Origin of the sequence: Mesorhizobium sp. M0615 (assembly GCF_040320805.1) — a bacterium.
Lineage (GTDB): Bacteria > Pseudomonadota > Alphaproteobacteria > Rhizobiales > Rhizobiaceae > Mesorhizobium.
In genome coordinates, this window is sequence record NZ_JAMYQI010000007.1 from 299,612 (window position 1) to 317,635 (window position 18,024).

The 18,024-nt window shown below is 60.5% G+C and carries 11 protein-coding genes; 6 read left to right on the forward strand and 5 right to left on the reverse strand.

The window, feature by feature from the left end; all coding sequences use genetic code 11:
* Positions 1-66: 66 nt before the first annotated feature.
* The 4 genes from NKI46_RS14785 to NKI46_RS14800 are packed head-to-tail and all read right to left on the reverse strand — an operon-like array spanning position 67 to position 6,751.
* On the reverse strand, positions 67-2,268 hold the full coding sequence (locus NKI46_RS14785; RefSeq protein WP_352746748.1) for a GumC family protein: 2,202 nt from the start codon (positions 2,266-2,268) through the stop codon (positions 67-69).
* A gap of 1 nt (position 2,269) precedes the next feature.
* Positions 2,270-4,267, reverse strand: coding sequence for an asparagine synthase (glutamine-hydrolyzing) (gene asnB, locus NKI46_RS14790; protein WP_023741167.1), 1,998 nt, complete (start codon positions 4,265-4,267; stop codon positions 2,270-2,272).
* Between the two features lies 1 nt (position 4,268).
* The gene (locus tag NKI46_RS14795) at positions 4,269-5,528 is read right to left on the reverse strand and encodes an O-antigen ligase family protein (RefSeq protein ID WP_023681031.1); all 1,260 of its coding nucleotides are present in this window, start codon (positions 5,526-5,528) and stop codon (positions 4,269-4,271) included.
* The gene (locus tag NKI46_RS14800) at positions 5,525-6,751 is read right to left on the reverse strand and encodes a glycosyltransferase family 4 protein (RefSeq protein ID WP_023689774.1); all 1,227 of its coding nucleotides are present in this window, start codon (positions 6,749-6,751) and stop codon (positions 5,525-5,527) included. Before NKI46_RS14800 ends, NKI46_RS14795 begins: the two co-directional genes overlap by 4 nt.
* Positions 6,752-7,751: 1,000 nt before the next feature.
* On the opposite strand from NKI46_RS14800, the gene NKI46_RS14805 reads away from it, so the two are divergent.
* Both NKI46_RS14805 and NKI46_RS14810 read left to right on the forward strand, forming a co-directional pair.
* Positions 7,752-9,230 (forward strand): M10 family metallopeptidase C-terminal domain-containing protein, encoded by a 1,479-nt coding sequence (locus NKI46_RS14805; protein ID WP_023739606.1) that lies wholly within the window; start codon positions 7,752-7,754, stop codon positions 9,228-9,230.
* Between the two features lie 88 nt (positions 9,231-9,318).
* Positions 9,319-9,531 (forward strand): DUF768 domain-containing protein, encoded by a 213-nt coding sequence (locus NKI46_RS14810; protein ID WP_023733260.1) that lies wholly within the window; start codon positions 9,319-9,321, stop codon positions 9,529-9,531.
* Positions 9,532-9,611: 80 nt separating this feature from the next.
* Here NKI46_RS14810 and NKI46_RS14815 read toward each other — a convergent pair whose 3' ends face one another.
* Entirely contained in the window at positions 9,612-10,337 is a 726-nt protein-coding gene (locus tag NKI46_RS14815; protein WP_023739607.1) for an AAA family ATPase, read from the reverse strand.
* 340 nt (positions 10,338-10,677) lie between these two features.
* On the opposite strand from NKI46_RS14815, the gene NKI46_RS14820 reads away from it, so the two are divergent.
* From NKI46_RS14820 to NKI46_RS14835, 4 genes are read left to right on the forward strand one after another with little or no spacing between them, the layout of a single operon-like run.
* Positions 10,678-13,428 carry a non-ribosomal peptide synthetase gene (locus NKI46_RS14820; protein ID WP_023739608.1) on the forward strand — a complete coding sequence of 917 codons (2,751 nt, stop codon included), beginning with the start codon at positions 10,678-10,680 and terminating at the stop codon, positions 13,426-13,428.
* Complete coding sequence (gene nadE / locus NKI46_RS14825) at positions 13,425-14,405, forward strand: NAD(+) synthase (RefSeq protein WP_280790896.1); 981 nt, start codon at positions 13,425-13,427, stop codon at positions 14,403-14,405. The genes NKI46_RS14820 and nadE overlap by 4 nt, the downstream gene beginning before the upstream one ends.
* 6 nt (positions 14,406-14,411) lie before the next feature.
* Positions 14,412-16,439, forward strand: coding sequence for an asparagine synthase (glutamine-hydrolyzing) (gene asnB, locus NKI46_RS14830; RefSeq protein ID WP_023739610.1), 2,028 nt, complete (start codon positions 14,412-14,414; stop codon positions 16,437-16,439).
* On the forward strand, positions 16,429-17,985 hold the full coding sequence (locus NKI46_RS14835) for a class I adenylate-forming enzyme family protein (protein WP_031253256.1): 1,557 nt from the start codon (positions 16,429-16,431) through the stop codon (positions 17,983-17,985). The genes asnB (NKI46_RS14830) and NKI46_RS14835 overlap by 11 nt, the downstream gene beginning before the upstream one ends.
* The last annotated feature ends 39 nt before the right edge of the window (positions 17,986-18,024 follow it).

Genomic DNA, 18,024 nt, shown 5'->3' on the forward strand with positions numbered 1-18,024 from the left:
GTAGCTGGCTCGATTTAGGGACGCGATCGCTCCCTGGAGATTCTGTTGAAGATCGCAGACGCATCTTCAAACCCTCTCCAACAGAAGATCGGCGTTGTCTCCGAGCCTGGAGCCGGCTAGCCTCTTCAGGTTCACCCGGGTGAGCACACTCCCTACTGGAACGGTGGCGGATCCGCCGGCCCCTATTGCATCCAGAGCACCACGGGCAATGCTGCGCCTCGTCCTTGCCCAGCGAACGGCAAAAAGCACCGAATCGGCCCAGCGCTTAAGCAGCCTGGTTTCAGGCCCCCCGAGGCCCAGGGGACCGTTCATGATGACCACGTCGTAGGCCGAACGCAGCTCCTCGGTGAACTGGCATTTGTCGACGGTGGACAGAAGCGTCAGGAGATCATCGGAAGGTGCTGGAGCGGCCATGAGGTCGATACCGATTTCCGGCATCCTCGTGATTGCATCCTTCAGCACGCAACGTTCATTCACATAGTCGCCGAAGGAGTTCCGGGCCTTGTCGGTGCTGAATTCACCACGAAACCCGTTCGTGAGCCGTACATCCTTGCGATCGAGATCGAGGAAAAGCACTCTTCCTCCCAGCCGCGTTGCCGCCAGCGCCAGGCTCCATGCCAACTCGGTCTTCGCATCGTCCTGGATGCTGGACGTCACGAGAATGATATGCGGCGGCTGCCCCTTCCCCTGAGTTGGCGCCGCAGTGACGAGCAGCGAAGTCACGGCGCGGCTGAACGGCAAGTTCTGCTGGCTCAGAACCAGATGCCGTAGCTTTCTGGCGTTAAGTCCCGCAACCCTGGGAAGCAGTCCTACGCACGGGACCCCAAGCTCGGCCTCGGCTTCGGCTTCACTGCGCAAGGTTTGGTTGAAACCGTTGCGGACTAGGACAATGACCGCCCCCATGAGACCAAAGACGACCATGCCGGGGGGAATCAGGAAAATTGGCGACAATGTCATGGGGGTCGACGGCGGCCAGGCGGTCGAAAGGACCGCTACGCCTGGGGAAGGAGCGGCGATGCGACGTGTCAAGTCCTGCTGCCGGCTCAGGAGTTCGTTGTAATGCTGCGTCACGATGGCTACCCGAGGCTCAAGGGAACGCAGCCCCGAAAGTTGGCTCGCCGTGTCGGCCACGGCCGCGTCGAGCATCGCTTTGCGACTTTCAAGAGCCGTAGCCTGGGACCGGTAAACATTTGCCTCGGCAGCGATTCGGGCAACGCTTTGCTCCATTTCGCGGGCGATCGCGTTGCGCAGATCGCCGTCGGCGGCGGCACCCGACTGGCGTGTCACCAGGTCCGTCAACACGGGCGACCCGATTTCTTCAGCGATGGCCGTGACCGGGGCGCCCGCCTTGCGCAGGTCCTCAATACGGCGAAGGCGCGCTTCCGACGCGGAAAGACTGGCTTTCGATAGGAATATCTGCCGGCCGAGTTCCGCTGTCTCACTGGCTGCGTTGTTGGCCGCAGTCTGATCGACGGCGCCATGCGTGAGCCGGTATGTCTCCAGCCGATCTGTCGCTTCGACAAGATCCCTTTGTACTTGCGGAAGGCTGGCGACTATCGAATCCAGATGAACCTGATCCGATGCTCGGCTTTTTTGTACCAGATCTTGAATGTAGACTTGGGCGAACGTGTTCGCGACAAGTGCCGCACGCGCCGGACTTGGATCGGTGAACCCGATGGTGATGACGCGCGATCGCAGCTCTTGTCCGACCCTCATTCCCTTGCGTAGCGCCTTCAGCTCGGGCGCGTCCGCTGCGTCCGGATTTTCCGCCACTGTCTTATCCTGTCTCCAGGCCCTGTTCAGGAGGTCGATGAGGAACGAGCCAGCCGCGGGCGGGACGGCATTGACGACGCTCTTTCCGTTACCGTCGACTGGTTGGGCTTTGCGCAGTGCTGCCATGACCCGACGCAGGTGGCCTTGCGAGGAGAGCATCGTCAGATGATCATCGATGTTCGATTCCAGCGAGTCCTGGGCGGATGCCACGCCACCCGAAGCACTGCTGCTCGGGGCGTCGATAATGACCTGCGTCGTTGCCTCGAACAGCACCGGGCGGGTGAAGCCTGCCAGTCCGGCCAGGATGCCGCCCAGAAGGGCCATGGCAAGCAAGAACCATTTTCGCGTCGTCAGGATGATGACGAGCTGGTGGAAGGGTGACGATTGCGTTGGCTCGCGTGGCGGCCGCATCAAGCGCAGATTGGTTTCAAGTGTCCCAGCTTCCATCTGCTTGGCGCGCGGACGCCGGGCGCGGTTGGCTATGGAACCTTCCATCTCAATCCCCTGTCAGTTCGATATGGTAAGAAGGGTGCGTGGCGACCGTCGATGGCCGCATGGCTTCGTTGCGCCACGCCTGAAACATGAGCACCGGCCACAGGTCGCGGAAATTATCTTGGCTTCCATGCAGATGATTGCGCCAGCATGCGTCGACCTTCTCACGGTCGATGACCCCGTCCCCGGAGCGGCCGATCGTGGCAATGATATCGGTTGCCCAGCCGCGCAAGGGCCCTTTCAACCAAGTCCCGACCGGAACGTCGAAACCTTGCTTGGGCCGGTCGACCAGTCGGCGTGGTACATAACGATCAAGCAGTCGGCGAAGCAACCATTTGCCCTTCCCGTTTCGGACTTTGGCACGGGCTGGCAAGCGCCAGGCGAATTCAACGACGCGATGGTCCAGGATCGGGCATCGCCCCTCGAGGCTGTTGGCCATGGTGGCTCGATCGAGCTTCACCAAAATGTCGCCCGGTAGGTAGCCTGTCATGTCGGCGAATAGGAGACGCGAGAGCAGGCCGTCGAGCTTTGTCGTGTCGGTAGGTGCTGTCGACGGCTTGCGATGAACAAGGTCGTTGGCTGAAGATTTGGTCAGTTGCAGAAGGAGTTCGTCCTCATCTCGCGCCGCGAGCAGGCGGGCAAGGCGAGCCAGGCGGTCACCGCGCAAGCCATGCCGCATATTCGATGAAAGCGGCAGATTGCCGAAGATATCTTTCTGAGAGGCTTGGGCCAGCAACCCAGCCCCCGATGCCAACAGCCGGCGAAATGACAATGGCAGCTCATGCTGCTTTGTGAGGCGGGCTGCCAGGAAGTGTCGAGAATAGCCTGCGAAGCACTCGTCGCCACCATCGCCTGAAAGCGCCACGGTTACATGTTGCCGCGCGAGCCGCGACACCAGCAGCGTCGGTATCTGCGATTCATCGGCAAACGGCTCGTCCCAAATCCGGGGCAGCTCCGGAATGACCTCAAGCGCGGCGGCCGGCGAGAGATGAAGTTCCGTATGATCGGTGCCCAGATGCCGAGCCACCGCGGCCGCATGGGGAGCTTCATCAAACCCACCTTCGCCGAACGCTATGGTGAACGTACGAACGGGGTTTCGGGACTGTGCCTGCATCAGCGCGACGACAGTCGAGCTGTCGATTCCGCCCGACAGAAAGGCGCCCAGCGGCACATCTGCAATCATTCGTTCCTTGACGGCCAGGCGGAGCAGGCTGTCGAGCTCGGTTGCGAGGTCCTCGTCGCTGGCAGCTATCGGATCGCGCTGTCCCTTGCAGGCGACATCGGCCAGCGACCACCAAGGGTGAATGCGATGCGCAAGCGAACCGGTGCCTCGGGCGTTGGCGAATTGGGCCGCAGTGACCGACAGGACTGATCCAGGTGGCAGCTTGAACACGCCCTGCCAAATGCAACGGTCATCCGGCACCCAGCCTTTGGAAACCATTGTCGTCGCCGCATCGACATCGAGTTCCGGGGTGAAGCCTGGGAAGCAAGTGATCGCCTTCAACTCCGAGGCGAAGACGAGCGCATCACGTGTCAAGGCGACATAGAGTGGCTTCTTCCCCATTCGGTCGCGGGCAAGCTGAAGCGTTCGGTTCTTCAGGTCCCACAGCCCAAAAGCAAACATGCCAGCGAAGCGCGCGAGGGCTGAATCAAGGCCCCAGCTTTCGATTGCGCACAGCATGACCTCCGTGTCGCTGGCGCCGCGGAAATGATGGCCCGCCCCTTCCAGTTCACGGCGCAGATCGCGAAAATTGTATATCTCGCCATTGAAGGTGATGACATACCGACCGCTCGCGGAGAGCATTGGCTGGCGACCCGCTTCGGACAGGTCGACGATGGCCAGTCGCCGGTGGCCGAAGGCTACTCCCCCTTCACGGCTCACCCAGAAGGCCTCACCGTCAGGTCCGCGATGACGAAGCGCCGTCGCCATCGGTCCGATGGCCCTGAGCGCACTTGCGTTGGCTGCATCGGGCGCCAACAAAATTCCGGCGATCCCACACATTCTAGCATCTCCTCTGGCGAACAATCGCGGGGATCGCTTCCGGCGTCCCAGCGGCAAGGCAGAGGGTCAGACAGAACCACACGATCGGATGGCGGATGACCAAATGCGGAGCACTGAAAACGGCGATCGATGCCACGAGCGCCACCAGAGCGTCCAGCTTCGCCCGCCAGGCGGACAACGCAGCCGAGCCGAAGATCCACATCAGGGCTAGAACCGAAATCAGGCCGCCCTGAGTGTAGAGATCCAGGATGGTGCTGTGCGCCTCGAAGGGCCGCGGCAAAAACTGTTGATTGACCACGGGCGGACTATCTAGGTGCGGGCCCGGACCCAGTCCAAGCGATCCCGATCGTGCCCCCTTCTCCAAGGCTGCATTCCAGAGGTAGAGGCGAAGCGCCGCGGTTTGGGCAGTCGCTTCCCCGCCCTTGTCTTTGGTCAGGCTCTTGGCGAAGTCTTCGGCGCTGGAGGCCTCGCTGAGGGCATAGGGCGCTATAGACAGGGCCAGCGGCAGGAAGCCAACGGCCATCAGGACGGCAAGCTGCCTTGAAAGGCTCGCCTTATTGCCGTCGCTCGTCAGCCAGGCCCGGACCCGCAGCCCGAGAAGGATCAGACAAGCCAGGACCGTGGTATAAAGGTAGGTATCGCTTTTTGTCAGCCTTCCGACGTAAACGGTGAATATGAGGCTGCATAGGGCAAGGCATCTTCCCCATTTATTGCTGGTGGTTGTGGCAAGATGCAAGGCCAGTGGACCGAGTAGGGCGCAGTAGAGCGCAAGCTGGTTCGGATTGTCGGACCATCCGCAGAAGCGGTCCCAGTACCAGGGCTCGACCCCAGCCTGATGGAGCCAGCCGAAGCCAAGCCCTACCTGGATGATGAAGCCCGCATTCGCGATAGCAACCATCCACCAGGCGATACGACGCAAACGGAAAGACGCGTTGGGCTCCGCAGCGGCCAGACAGGTGACGCACGCCAACAGCACATAGGCCAGCGTGTCGTGCAACAACGGATCCAGGAACAACGTGGTTGTCAGAAAACCGATGATGTAACCCACGCCCATGGCAAGCGCCAGGATCAGCCAGAAAAGCCCAAGCTTGGCCAGGGCCGGCGTAACCTCCAGTTGGCCGCCAGCAAGGATTCGCGTCATCGACAGCATTATCCAGAGCGTGAGGCATAGTTCGCTGTAGCCGAAGGGCAGCCCTGGGATGCTGAGTTGCGCCGCGTAGGACATCGCGACGCCGAAGGCCAGAAGCGCATCACGCATCATTGCCGCGCCTCGCCCAGTCGATGGGGGCTCGGCACCGCCTCTTCCCTCGGATTCGCCTGCGCAGCTTGAACAAGCCTGCTGCGATATCTGCCACCCAGGATTGTCTTGTACAGGTCGCAATACTGGTCGATGACCCACGACAACGAGAACCGCTCCCGCACGAATCCGACGGAACGGCTCCCCATGGTCTTGCCACGGGCGGGGTCGGAAAGAATATCGACTATCCGGGAGGCCAAGCCATCCGCATCGCGCGGCGCCACGAGATAGCCGTTCCAGCCATCCTCAACCACATCGTTGCAGCCCGGCATGTTGGAGGCGACGATCGGTAATCCGGACAATCCCGCCTCCAGCAGGACACGCGGAATTCCCTCGCGATATTGCGTCGGAAACGCAAACAGATCCGCCATCCCAAGGAGGGCTGGAATGTCGCGCCTTGGCCCCAATGCGACAACGTGGGGAACATGGCGCTCGATATCGGCTCTGCTGACGGCAAACGGACCTTCGGAGTCTTGCGGGCCGACAAGTACGAAACGCGCGTTGGGCCTCTCGCGGATAACGCGAGGAACCGCCTCGATGAGGGTTGGAATCCCCTTCTGCCGCGTGAGCCGGCCGACAAATATTATGACCTGGGCCGATTGAAGGCCAAGTTCCTCGCGCATCGTGGCAGCCGAAGGACCACGATACCTTGCCATCGAGAATGCATCGGGGTCGATGCCAGAACTCCGGATCAGTCGCCCTTTGCCGCGAGTCACCAGCCGGTAGCGCTCGAAGAAGGCCTGATCATCACTATTCTGGAAGACGGTCATGGCTGTCCAACGAGACGCCACCCCCTGAAGGCCGCAAAAGAAAGGACGCAATGCCAGGGCACGCGGCTCCCGCGACGAGAATGTCCAACCAAGCCCGTTGATGGTGCGAACGACGGGAACGTGCCCGCGCACCGCCAGTGGAGTTAGGATATTGGGCTTGGTGTCGAAACTTTGAATGATGTCCGGACGCAGTTCGGACATCAGTTCACGGATCGCGCTGACAGCACCCCATTCTGCACCGCCGCTGCCAAAGCGGTCGAACCCAAATCGGCGATGGGCAATGCCATGGGGTGAGAAGGCGGCTCCGAGATCACTCGAAACGGCAGTGACTTGAAAACCCCTTTCGCGAAGCGCCAAAAGAAACGGGATTCTTAGTCTATGATCCTCGCCTCCAACGCAAACCAGATGCGGACTCATCCTGTCGCTCCTGGATGCGATACCAATCGCATAAAACAGCTGACCCTATCCGCGGTTTCCATGGCCGGTTTCATCGCCCCTGAACACACAACAGCCAGTCCCACGCTAGGAGCAGGCTTTCGTGCTGTCCTCGTCTGTTTGCATGAAGCAAGCTGATCAACGATGCGGCAATGCAGCCACAATCGCTGTCACCTCGGTCAGTGAGTTGGATTCATCCGGTCTGACGGTGCAAGGACGGCACCTTCGCGTACGACACGGCGGGCCGGATATAAAAAAGGGCTGTGTTCGAAAGGTCCGCGCGCCGCGTTCAAAGCAACTTCCGCCCGCCTTCTCACGCCGGATCAACATCGCACCCCAGATGGTGTGATGACTCGCACCGCCAGTTCTCCCGACCGCTTCGTCTGGAACAGGCTTTCACCCGGTCTCTGGATATGGTCGGACCACCAGCCGCCTCTTCCCACGGATGGGCGACCGCGTTGCCATGCTCGCCGTCATTCGGACCGGCACGCCCGCCTTTCCGTTGAACCCGGTGGGATCCAGTTCAGTGCCTCTCCGCAATTGCCAGCGGCGCGCGTCTCGCATGACCTTTTGGAGTACTGCCTTGCTCATTTTGGCGCCGAGGCTTTTCACGAGGAGCATTGAGCGGCTGCAATGGGAGGGCTTCGCCAGGACGCTATTCCTTTGCGGTCTGAGCTCGAAGAAATCCTGCGGAAGCGCGCATTTGGCGGTGGCTCAACCGAACGTTCATTGGCCGATTGCCGCCACTGCAAACGCACAAGGCGCTCCGGCAGACTTCGCTGCAATGCTTTCGTTGCAGGCTTGAGCACCCATACTTGGATCATCTACATACCTCTGAGGCAAGCGTAGCATCGAGGCTGTTGTGTTTTTCGGACGCTGATCAAAGATTCTATCAAGGGGCGCCGGTATTTGATTTGTCGCTAATGGATCCTTTCCCTAGGCAGGTGTGGGGCGCCTACCGAATCGGACGAAGGGTATGTCAATGACAACACTCCATTACGCCTCGGGCGGGTCGGCCTCCGAGGTCGCGAAAGCCGGATTCAATCTTGTTGATGTATCTTCCTTGGACCAGCTCAACGCCTTGCCGGCCGGCCAGAAAGGCCTAGTGTGGCTCAATGAAGCCGATGGTGCAACCTCCTCCTTTATCCAGAAGGTCACGCCCTTCATCGGCAATCCGAAAGTGTTTGGCTTCTTCCTCGTCGATGAGCCGGACCCGACCGGCAAATGGGGAACTTATGCCACCGCCGCTGATCTGAAGGCGGAGTCGGACTGGATCCACAGCCACCTGCCCGGCGCCAAGACCTTCATAACCATGATGAACATGGGGTCTTCCGCTAACCCCGACTTTTCAAACACATTCAATCCTGCCAACACGCATATCGACTATTACGGCTTGGATCCCTACCCGGTACGGACCGGAACAAGCACGATTGACTACAACATGATCGACAGGACTGTGGCGGCGGCCGTCGCCTCGGGCATCCCGCTCAGTCAGGTCGTTCCCGTGTATCAGACCTTCGGCGGCGGCGACTGGACGACCGACACGGGCGGTCGCTATGTCCTGCCCAGCGTTGCTCAGGAAAAGACTATGTTGGACCACTGGGCCAAGGTAGCGCCTTCGCCCGCCTTCGACTATGCCTATGCTTGGGGTTCTCAACAGGGCGACACGGCGCTTGAGAGCTCGCCGACGCTGCAGGCTCTGTTCCTTCAACACAACCAGAGCACCGCAAGCGGTCCTTCGGCCAGCGAACCGACGCCGCCGCCTACCAGCACAGTGCCTCCGCCCACAAGTGTCCCTCCGACCAGCACCGGCGATCACATTTTCTACGGCACGGGTAGCGCGGATGTGCTTCGCGGCACCGCTGGCGCGGACACGATGATGGGCCGCGGCTACAACGACACCTACTATGTCAACAACGCCGGCGACAAGGTGGTGGAACTGCGGCACAGCGGCAACGATAGCGTGCTGGCATCGGTCAGCTACGCGCTGTCGGCCGGTTCGCAGGTCGAGCATCTTGCGACCACCAGCAAATTGGGAACTGCCGCCATCAAGCTCACGGGAAACGAATTCGCCCAAACCATTGATGGCAATTCCGGGAGCAACACTATCAACGGCGGTGGCGGGAGAGACGTTCTGACGGGACATGGCGGCAACGACGTCTTTGTCTTCGATTCGGCTCTCAAGGGCGGCAATATCGACAAGGTCACCGATTTCAAAGTGGGCCACGACAAGATCCAACTCGACCACACTGTGTTTGCCGGCCTGCATACCGGCGCCCTCCCCTCTTCGGCGTTCTACGCCGGCAGGGCCGCGCACGACAGCGGCGATCACATCGTCTATAACAGCACGACCGGCGCGCTTTCCTTTGACAGCGACGGCTCGGGCGGCGCACATCAGATCCAATTTGCCACTCTATCGCCACACTTGGCTCTGACGGCGTCCTCGTTCATCGTGACGTGACCGCGGGAACGTCAGCCTGAGTAAGATGGTCTGACGTTCTTGAATATGGCTGACGGAACCAACAAGCCCCGCCGAGCTTGTAGTTGGTATGAGCGCGCGCGGCATCGAATTCCTGCAGAAATGGATAGAGGATAAGATCCCGCTCTACACCAAGGCCGATCCGGCTCTTGCGGCGAAACTTGCGGACCAAGCAACGGCGGATGCCATCAGAGCGGGAATCCGCCCCGAGGAAATCTCTGAGGAAGTCGGAAGCATGTTGACGACCATGCTCGAAGTGCTCGATCAGCACGATTCGACATGATTGCGCGCTTGGCGGCAGATGCTGCCCGGCTTGGCGCGAAATGCATAAAATGTGTCATGGATCATAGGTTATGGGCCAGCCTAGACAGCATGACCAACATGCTCGCCCAGAACGCGCGCGACGACCCCGTCCACGTCGTGAGGTTCAGCACCATTGACCTGTATCAACGGCCATCGGTCCTGGCGCAGGCACTCGCCGACCTCTCTTGAGATTTCGGCCTGCCTTAATCCTTTGTCCACGCCAAGTTCGAACAGCATAACCTCGAGGAGCGGTTGCTGCGCATGCCTATCCACAAGACGGCGGCGTAGCGTTTCCTGCGGCGCGTCGAGTTGCACAACGAGATCCGGCCGCGGCAGGAACGCCAGGCACTTGCGGACCGCCTCCAGGCTTGGAGTTCTAGCCAGCACACCCAGCGCACACAAAGCCTGAATCATGCCCTCTTCGAAGATGAAGCAACCGGGCGACTCCCGCGCTTGGCGCCAGGACTGGCACAGTTGGGCGATGTCGACCTTCATTCGCCATGACCACACGCGGCTTCGAAGAGGGATTGATGCCAGAAGCCGGGCCGCGACACTGTCCTTCGGCAAGGTCGACAGCAAGATAGGACCGGATGTGGCAATCTTCTTGCCAATTCGCCCTATGCCGTGGCGGATTTCCGGAGCGTCATCCTGAACCGATCCAGGTTCAATCAGGCGATACCCATTTACTGTCTTCACATTGATGCCGTGTCTCGCCAGCCCTTGGCAGAGGCCGCGAAGCAGCGTGGTTTTACCCGCGCCAGGCGGCCCAAACAACTCGATGATCATATGCTCTCGTCTCCGAACGAGCAGTCATTCCCCTACCGATCAAGCTTAGCCGGATTTCAGATCACACCAACGTTCATTTGAATGATTGTTCCAGTCAGTGAATCTGGGCACCGAGCCCGGATTCTAGCGGAGATGCCGATCGCATCCGTTCGCCTGGGCAAGCCGTCTTGCGCTCCACGGAGCTTGCAAGGAAAAACGACCGGTGCTGGACACAAATGGCAAAACATCTGAAGGACGCTCGGGAAGCGCTGGCTAGGCAAGATCGAGGCATCATCCGAATGATTGATGAAAAGATCTCCGCGGCGAGCGATGTTCGACCGTCAGCTTGGCGGGGCCCTGAATGTCCTCAGTGTGTTTGCATTCGGAAGTGGCAAATCAAAACCTACAGGTGGATCTGCGACCCACCCGAAGGTGGTCAGTCGTTCCCGAATATGATCTTGACCAAGGGGGGCCAGTCTGGCGCCGTTACCGACAGATGGGTGCCAAATTTGCGGACATTCCAATCTTCGATCACCTTGGAGATGTCGCCAGGCGGTATCCTGACAAGCTCGCAATCAGCGACGGCGCCAACCGCCTGACTTTTTCTGAGCTTTTCCGGGCGGTCGAGACGCTGGCAACTCATATCGGTGCCGTCGTCCCCGAAGGGCAGGCCATCGGCATCCTGCAAGCAAACTCCGCTTGGTATCCTGTGGCGATGTTGGCGACCATGACGGCGGGACGGCCTTCGGTTCCGCTCAACATAAGAGATCCCGCCTCTCGCATTTTCGATATAGTCAGTGCCGCGCGGCTCGGCGCGATTATAGGCGCCGAAAATGTTCGCTCGGTCGAATTGGCCCAGGAGATCGTCTGGATCGATATTGCCGCCGCCGTGGCGCCCAACGATCAACACCCGGAACAGCAGCATAAGCACCCTATCGTTTCGGTCGATGCGCCTGCATTGGTGCTTTACACTTCAGGTAGCACCGGGCGCCCCAAGGGAATTGTCAACAGCCAACGAAGCCTGCTATGGCGGGTCCGGCAATATGTCGATGCGTGCCATATCAGCGCGGATGACGTTTTCCTGCCGCTGACCGGGCCAGCCACGATCGCCGGTTGCCGGGAGATCTTTGCGGCGCTGCTGACGGGCGCCACTTTGCATCTTCTCGAGGTGGAGGCTGTCGGCCTGCGCGCTACGCGCGCTCGATTGCAGTCCGAAGGTGTGACGATCGCCTATCTTGTGCCGGCACTGCTTCGAGCCCTCCTGGCTGAGGCGCCCGCCGACGCTTCCTGGCCGCTCAGAGTGGCCCGGATCGGTGGGGAGAAAGTGTCATGGACGGACATCGCTTTGCTGCGCAAAGCCGTTTCGGACCAGTGCCTGATCCAGATCGGCTACTCATCGACTGAAACCATCGGTTCGCAATGGTTCTTGCCGCCTGACTGGCCCGAGCAAGACGCGTCGGTTCCCGTCGGCAGGCTGCTCCCTGGTATGGCATTCGCTATCGTCGACGAAGCGGAGCGCAATGTAGGGCCAGGCGAAAGTGGAGAGCTTCTGATCAAAAGCCGCTATGTCCTGCTTGGTCATTGGGAGAACGGTGTGGTCGTTCCCGCGCAGCCGGACCCCGACGATCCCGAGGCTCGGCTTTTTTCGACCGGGGACCTCGTTCGGCTCGACGATGATGGCATCTTGAGGATCGTCGGCCGCAAAGGGCGCCAGATCAAGATCAATGGTCGACGCATCGAGCCCGCCGAACTCGAACGGGTCTTGCGTTGCGCGCCTTCGGTGGCGGATGCCGTAGTGATGGTAACGGCCGCGCAGGAACTCATCGCCTTCGTGGTTCCCCAGCGCTTCGCAGGCGGCGCTTTTGCGGACGACCTTCGCCAGCTCCTCAGGATGACCTTGCCGGCACCATTGCGTCCCTTGCGATTGCACACCGTTGACGCAATCCCACGCCTGTCGGGAGGTAAGGTCGATTTGGCAACACTGGCCGAGATAGATCGTTCGCACGGAAGGAGGGCGCAAGCCGCCCGGTCGTCCACTCTCGATGCTCCGCCAGCCGGAGGAGCAAAGGACACGCGTCAAATAGTGCAGCACGCGTGGACGCAGGTTCTCAACACAGGCACTGCCGCAGGAAACTGGGATGATGCTGGAGGAGATTCGCTGCAACTGCTGCACTGCGTGATGGCGATCGAAAACGCCATCGGGCAAGAGCTAGGCCTCGAGGCATTCACCGTCGGCATGAGCTTGGACGAGATGGTTGAGGCGGTCGTCTCTGCACGGTCGGGCGAAGGGCGCGAAAAGAAGCACCACCCCCCGGTTCTTTTCCTGTTTCCAGGGTCCGTTGGCTATGGTCCGAGCCTGGCTGCGTTCGCAGCCGCCATGGGAAAAGTCGCCCGTGTAAACCCGATCCGATATCCGAGCCTTGCGGCGATACTGGACGGACACAACACCCTCAGCGCCATGGCTGGCGCCGCACTCGAGCAGATAAGCCGCATCCAACCTGCGGGCCCCGTGCGACTTCTCGGCCATTCTCTGGGTGGCGCGGTTGCATTCGAGGTTGCCGCACGGCTCATGAAGGCCGGGCGAACGGTGCGGTTCCTGGGCATCCTCGACACGAGCCTTCTGGACGAGCCGAGCAACCATTGGGAGACAGTTACCCGTACGTTCTATCGTATTCGCACCAATCGCATATCCGCGCACCGGATGGCTTGCAGAGCCCTTGCGAAGATCACCGTCGCGGTGGGCGGCGAAGCGCGTCTGGCCAGGATACTGGACAGATTTGCCAATGGAGAGTTCAACCCGACGATCTTCAGGACCAAACTGGAACTGCAGGAGGTTTTAAGGGCGAAGTCATTCTTCCAGTGGCTTGAGGCACCGAAACCGGCTCTGCCCCTCTCCGGTACCTTGTTCCGATGTCGCAGGGTGGGAATGCCGCGGGCCTTGGGCTGGGACAGCGTCTTGGCACACCTGGACGTCATTTCGATCAAGGGCAGCCACATCGACCTTGTCGTCGAACCAAACCTTGCCACCAACCGTCCGCTTATCGAGATGGCCATCGTGCAGACCTATTCCCCCGCCGAATCTCGCAAAAGGGAGGACTTGTCATCGACATAATTCCGGAATTCAGCAAGGACATGCTGACGCTCGATGCCCGCGCGGAGGTCGATCGCATCGTTGACACCTTGCGCACTCAGGTTCTCGGCACCCTGCATCGTCGCGGCGTGGTTGTCGGTCTTTCCGGCGGTATCGACAGCTCCGTCGTCGCGACCTTGTGCATGCGCGCGTTCGGGAAAGACAAGGTCCTGGGACTGTTCATGCCGGAGCGGGATTCTTCCGGCGACTCCCTGAGACTTGGCCGCCGCGTCGCGGCACAGCTTGGCATTGAAAGCGTCCTTGAGGACATAGCACCGGCACTGGAGGCCATCGGCGCCTACCGCCGGCAGATCGATGCGATCCAGACCGTCGTTCCCGACTATGGGGAAGGGTGGAAATGCAAGCTGGTGATCGCGTCGGTTCTGGAGAGCAGCGGGCTCAATATAACCCGCCTCACGGTCCAGGATCCGCAGGGTAAAGTAGATACCGTGCGTCTGCCGCCAGCTGCCTATCTGCAGATCGTTGCTGCGACAAACTACAAGCAGCGCCTGCGCAAAATGACGGAATACTATCACGCCGATCGCCTCAAATACGCGGTTGTCGGCACTCCAAATCGCCTCGAGTACGACCAGGGCTTTTTTGTCAAGCAGGGCGACGGAGCCGCCGACGTGATGCCGATCGTTCACCTTTACAAAACCCAGGTTTATCAACTCGCGGAATATCTCGAGGTGGATGATGAAATCCGGCGGCGGCCACCGACCACCGACACTTTTTCCATGGCCCAAAGCCAGGAAGAATTCTATTTCGCGCTGCCCTATCACCTGATGGATCTATGCCTCTACGGCCTGAACCACGGGGTCGCCAGCAATGAGCTCGCGGCGGTTGCTGGCCTCACCGAGCCCCAGCTTCAGAAAGTGTTCAAGGACATCGAAGCGAAACGAAGGGCGGCCCACTATCTCCACGCGCGGCCTTTGCTGTCCGCCGAAGGCGGAGATTGACCGAGCATGTGCGGCATCGCTGGAATCGTGGCGCTGAATGCCACAGCGGCTTCTCCTTCGCGGCAGGCGCTGATGCAGATGATGGGCGCGCTGGCGCATCGCGGTCCCGACGGGCGCGGTCTCTACCGGGACAGACGCGCGGGGCTGGCGCATGTGCGCCTGTCCATCGTCGATCTCTCCAGTGGCCAGCAGCCGATGGCCGATACAGGCGATACGACGTGGATCGTGTTCAACGGCGAGATCTTCAACTACGTCGAATTGCGTGAAAAACTCACGGCGCTCGGCCACCGCTTCCGAACCCGCAGCGACACGGAGGTCGCGCTGCACGCCTATCGTGAGTGGGGAGAAACGGCCTTCGAGCGGATGAACGGCCAATGGGCAATTGCGATCTGGGATTCAGTGGCCAATCGTCTCGTATTGTCGCGCGACCGCTTCGGCATTTGCCCGCTGTATTTCAGCGAGCATGCGCACCGGCTTTATTTCGCCAGCGAAGTGAAAGCCATTTTCGCAGCCGATCGAACCATACCTCGCGCCTTTGATCCCGCCGGCATCGATCAGACGTTCACGCTCTGGACGGTCGTTCCGCCGCAAGGAGTTTTCCACGGAATCAACGAACTCGAGCCGGGTCGTGTCCGCATCTATCAGGATGGCACCGTTCGTGAGCGGATTTTTTGGCAGCCTTCCTATCCCGACAATTTCGGATCGCAGCAGGGCGAGTTCCCCGGGTCCTCCAACGACGCGGTGGACCGCGTGTCTAGCGCTCTTGAGGCCGCGACGGCGCTCAGAATGGTGCGCGCCGACGTGCCTGTCGGGTGCTACCTCTCCGGAGGGCTGGACAGTTCGCTTGTGGCTGCGCTCGCAAGGCGCTTCGCGGGCGAGCGCTTCCAAACCTTCTCCTTACGTTTTGCCGACGCCGAATATGACGAGACCCGCTTCCAGCGAATGGTTGCCAAGACGATCGGCAGTGAGCACCATGAAGTGGTCGTTTCGCGCAGAGATATAGCCGGAATCTTTCCGGAGGTAATCCAACACACCGAACGCCCGATCCTGAGGACTGCCCCGGCGCCACTCTTCCTGCTCTCGCACCTGGTGCGCGAGCGTGGCATCAAGGTCGTGCTGACCGGCGAAGGCGCTGACGAAATGTTCGCCGGCTACGACCTGTTCCGCGAAGGCAAGGTCCGCCGCTTCTGGGGGCGCCACCCGACTTCGGCACGACGCTCTCGGCTCCTGGAACGCCTTTACCCCTATCTCACCCGCTCGCCGGTGCAACAGCAGGCGATGGCGCGTCAGTTCTTCGGGCGAAATATTCACGCTTACGACGCGCCGGGCTTTGCTCATGAAACACGCTGGCGAACCACCAGTGCCATCAAGCGCTTGTTTACGGCCGATATGCGGGCTCGAACGCAGGGCCGCGACGCCGTGTCCGAGTTGCTCGCCCGTCTGCCCGCGCAGTTTGCCCGTTGGAGCCCTCTTGCGCAGGACCAGTATCTCGAGGTGCAAACACTGATGTCGGGCTATCTGCTCTCCTCGCAAGGCGACAGGATGCTGATGGCTCACTCCGTCGAGGGGCGCTTCCCGTTCCTGGACGATGAACTTGTGAGGCTCGCGAATTCGCTGCCACCCTCCTTCAAACTCCGCGGCCTCGACGAGAAGCACGTGCTGAAGCGCATGGCGGCACCCATCCTGCCCTCCGAGATCATAGCCCGCAAAAAGCAGCCCTTCCGTGCGCCCAACGCGCTTTGCTTCGTCGGCGCAGACGCTCCGGATTACGCACGCGAGGCGGTTTCGCAGGCGGCCCTGCGCGAGGCGAATGTCTTCGATCCAAAGGCGGTCACGCACCTGCTTGCCAAATGCCAGGCCAGAACTGGCGATGGCGACCTGTCCAATGCCGACAACATGGCGCTGGTCGGCGTGTTGTCGACCCAACTTCTTCATCAGCAGTTCGTCGCGGGTTGTCCCAGTGCAACGCTCGAATGCACACTCAGCGTCGACGTCGACTGCGAACATCGGGAAGAGCGCCTGCATGTTGCATGATGCCGTACCATTGCTGCATGACTACCTCGCCCATTCAGCCGTCCGACACGGAAGTAAGGTGGCGCTGGTGTGCAACAGGCAGCGTGTCACCTACCTCGAACTCGAAACGCGAGCCAATGCGATCGCCCGGGACCTTGCCGCATCCGGCGTCGTTCGCGGTGATCGCGTGATGATCTTCGCCGACAACACCGTCGAGACGGTGGTTAGCTTCTGGGCGGTGCTAAAGGCGAATGCGGTGGTGTGCATCGTCAACCCGCTCACCAAGAGCGACAAGCTCGATTATCTGCTCAACGACTGCCGGCCGACGGCGCTCATCACGGACGGCCATCTGCACGCGATCTTCCGCGAGCCGGCGCGCGGCTGCCCGTCACTTCTGCGAGTGATCGTATCGGGACCGATCGACGACGTCGAACTCGCCCAGCTGCCGTTTGCCGTGCGCTGGGACGCCGCCCTCGCCAATGGCGCGGATACGCCGCCGGCACGGCAGTGCATCGATGTTGATCTGGCAGCCATCATCTACACGTCTGGGTCGACGGGCGAACCCAAGGGCGTGATGCTGACGCACAGAAACATGATGGCCGCGTGCGCGTCTGTCGCTTCCTACCTGGCAATTGCCGAGGACGAGGTGATCCTCAATGTCCTACCCCTCGCCTTCGATTATGGACTGTACCAGATGATCATGGCTTTTCGTACCGGCGCCCGGCTGGTGCTCGAACGCTCGTTCGCTTTCCCGGCACGGATCCTCGGGTTGATCAGGCAGGAGGGGGTTACGGGCTTTCCTGGCGTGCCCACAATCTTTGCCGCACTCTCCGAACTCAGGTCCCTCAAAGACCAGGATTTCTCGAGCATCCGCTACGTCACAAACACTGCGGCAGCCCTACCCCTCAAGCATATTTTCATGCTTCGCGAGCTGTTTTCGGGTGCACGCATCTATTCGATGTACGGTCTCACCGAATGCAAACGTTGCACCTATTTGCCGCCAGAGGACCTCGAGCGAAAGCCATTGAGCGTAGGGATCGCAATCCCGAATACGGAGATGTGGATCGTTGACGAGCATGACAGGCGGATAGGCCCCGGCGTTGTCGGCCAACTCGTCATTCGCGGCGCAACGGTGATGAAGGGGTATTGGGGCAAGCCCGAGGCAACGGCCAGGAAACTCAAACCCGGCCCGCTGCCAGGCGAGCAAGTCCTATACACCGGCGACTACTGCCGGATGGATACGGAGGGTTACCTCTACTTCGTTGGCCGTGGGGATGAGATCATAAAGTCGCGAGGCGAGAAGGTGGCGCCAAGGGAAGTGGAAAACGTACTCATGGACATTCCAGGAGTCCGGGAAGCGGCCGTCATCGGTGTTCCCGACGAGCTCCTCGGGCAAGCGGTGAAAGCCTTTGTGGTGATGGAGCATGGAAGAGCCATTGGCGAAAGGGAACTGCAGAAGGAGTGCCAGAAGCGTCTGGAAAACTTCATGGTCCCGAAATCCATCGTCGTTGTGGCGAACCTGCCGATGACGGACACGGGAAAACTCAAGAAAACGGCGCTGTCATGATGCGGGGCCAGAACCAAGTCGCGTTAATGGTGTCGTTAG